The organism is uncultured Butyricimonas sp. (assembly GCF_959596855.1).
In the GTDB taxonomy this organism is placed as follows: domain Bacteria; phylum Bacteroidota; class Bacteroidia; order Bacteroidales; family Marinifilaceae; genus Butyricimonas; species Butyricimonas muris.
Genome location: NZ_CAUFYA010000105.1, coordinates 1 through 2,526, shown reverse-complemented (window position 1 = coordinate 2,526; position 2,526 = coordinate 1). Strand labels below are relative to the sequence as shown.

Below are 2,526 nucleotides of genomic sequence, written 5' to 3'. Positions count from 1 at the left end.
GGTGTCGATGGTATCGAGTATCCGTGCGATATACTTTTCCAATCAACCGCCTTATCATTTGCAAATGAACGTGAAGTTGACTATTCCGGTGAGTTCGTTGCGGCGGGTGATAAAATCACCAAAACAAAAGTGAAAAAATTTTGGATGAGATATTGATGTATTTCCAAATGGAATTTCAGTATTGGATTAATTGAATAAATCATTACTTTTGCAACATCATGGGTGTTGTTATTAAGTCAGATAAAGAGTTTGAGAAATTCTTTCGGGAGAATTTTCCAGCCGTGCAGGCGTTTATGCGACGTTACACGGGTGACGATGAATTGGCGGCAGATTTGGCGCAGGAGGCATTCATGCGAGTGTTTGAGCGGCGGGAGGAGATTATTTCCGTGGAGTACGGGAAGGCCTTTTTATACACGGTGGCGAGGCATTTGTACTGGAATCATTGTAAACATCAACGTGCGGCGGAGCATTATTTCGCACAGTTGGATGAAGATGATGCGGATGATTATAATTTTCTGGAAGAGGCGACACGTCAGGAAACCATACGGATTTTGTACGCGGCAATAGAGCAATTGCCACCCCGGACTCGTGAGATTATTCGATTGAATTTGGAAGGTATGAACAACACGGAGGTTGCCGAAGAGTTACAGATTTCCGTGAACACGGTGAAAGATTTGAAGAAATCGGCTTACGTGACATTAAGAGGTTTATTATCAAAAAATTATTTCCTTATTTTGACGTTCCTTTTGAGCGATTAAATGTTAAAATCGTCTTTCTTTGAATTTTTTTTGCTGTTTTACCCACCCACTTGGGTTTTGAAGTAATCTCTAGGGTAAAACAATAATAATTATATGGATTTATTAGAACGACGGATGATGATTGCCCGGCTGATAGCGAAAGAACTGACGGGAACAATGGACGAGAGGGAACGGGAGGAATTATCCCGTTGGCTCGCGGAAGACGGGCGACATCAAGAGGAGTACGAGCGGTTGAAAATATCGTTGGAAACAAACGATAAAGTGTGGGAAGAACAAGCCGCGGGACGACGGATGACAGATGCCCGTTGGGAACTCACGAAACAACGGATAAGGAAACAACGGCGTATCGTGTGGAGCAGATACGCGGCGGCGATTGTACTGCCGTTGGCAATAGCGGCTTTCTGGCTTATGAGCCGGGATACATCACGGGAGCAAATACCCGTGCAGACTGTTGCCATTACTCATGGTGTGGTGAAGGCCCAATTACAATTGGCTGACGGGCGCAAGGTCGAGTTGAACGATACGACACGATTACGCATAAATGAGGTGGGAGGAACAGAAATCCAAACATCGGACAAAATGGTAAAGTACACGGGGAGTGATTCCGTGGAGATACCGTTAGCGGGCGAGAGGTATAACACGTTGAGAGTACCCCGCGGCGGAGAGTTTGCCTTGGAGTTGGCAGACGGAACACGTGTTTGGTTAAATTCCGAGTCAACCTTAAAATATCCCGTTCATTTTACCGGAGACCTGCGGAAAGTGGAGATGACGGGAGAGGGATATTTCGAGGTGGCGAAGAATGCCGGAAAACCCTTTGTCGTGGCGGTAAATGGCGTGAATGTTAGGGTGCTGGGTACAAGTTTCAATGTTTCGGCGTACAGCGAAAAGGTGGTCACGACGTTGGTCGAGGGGAAAGTACAATTGCAAAGAGGGGCAGATAGCGTGACCTTGATACCTAATCAACAAGGAATATGGCAGAACGGGAAACTTGGGTTTGAGGTGAAACAGGTTGAGGCTCGGAATTATTCGTTGTGGCGTGAGGGAATTTTTTATTTCGAGGATACGGATTTGGAAACGATTTTGGATGTCATGGCTCGCTGGTATAACGTGAATATTTTTTACGTGAACCCGGGGGTGAAGTCCATGAGGTTTTCCGTGGAAGTTAAGCGCTACGAAAATATAGAGCAAATATTAAGGAGAATAGAACAGACAAAACGAGTGAAATTTGATATAAAAGATAGGACTATAAACGTGTGTGAATGAAAAAAAGACAGGTAACGCCCCCACGCTACCTGTCAGAATACATTCAATAAATTAATTCAATGTAAAATTCAGAAACAAAGTTATGAAAAAAAAGTGTAACTCGAGTGCTCTTATGAAAATAAGGCTGCGAAAAATGTTAATGGAGATGAAATTTTTTGTGCTTTTTTTCTTGTTATCCGTGTCTGTGTCGGCAACGACTTATTCGCAGGATGCAAGATTGACACTTTCGCTGGAAGATGTTTCTTTAACGGAAGTATTCTCGGCGATAAGAAAAAACACTACGTTCACGTTTATTTATAACGTGGATGATGTGAGAAGTTTGCGGGTGAAATCCTTGAATATGAAGGACGCTACGGTGCGTCAAATTTTGGATGAGGTTCTTCAGGGAACGGGATTTGTTTATCGAATTGCAGATGAGGTGATAGTGATTCAGCCGCGGGATACGAAAGAGGAAAAGAAATCTATTCGTTTGAAAGGATTCGTGTACGACACGAAAAAGCAACCG

General features: G+C 43.8%; 3 protein-coding genes. All 3 read left to right on the top strand.

Annotated elements, in window-relative coordinates:
- Positions 1 to 218: 218 nt before the first annotated feature.
- Positions 219 to 758: an RNA polymerase sigma factor gene (locus Q5866_RS21045; RefSeq protein WP_099290087.1), complete on the top strand. Its 540-nt coding sequence runs from the start codon at positions 219 to 221 to the stop codon at positions 756 to 758.
- Positions 759 to 851: 93 nt separating this feature from the next.
- Positions 852 to 2,021 carry a FecR domain-containing protein gene (locus tag Q5866_RS21040; protein WP_303182365.1) on the top strand — a complete coding sequence of 390 codons (1,170 nt, stop codon included), beginning with the start codon at positions 852 to 854 and terminating at the stop codon, positions 2,019 to 2,021.
- A gap of 145 nt (positions 2,022 to 2,166) precedes the next feature.
- Positions 2,167 to 2,526 (top strand): STN domain-containing protein (locus Q5866_RS21035; RefSeq protein ID WP_303182363.1); only part of this gene is annotated, 360 nt, incomplete at its 3' end.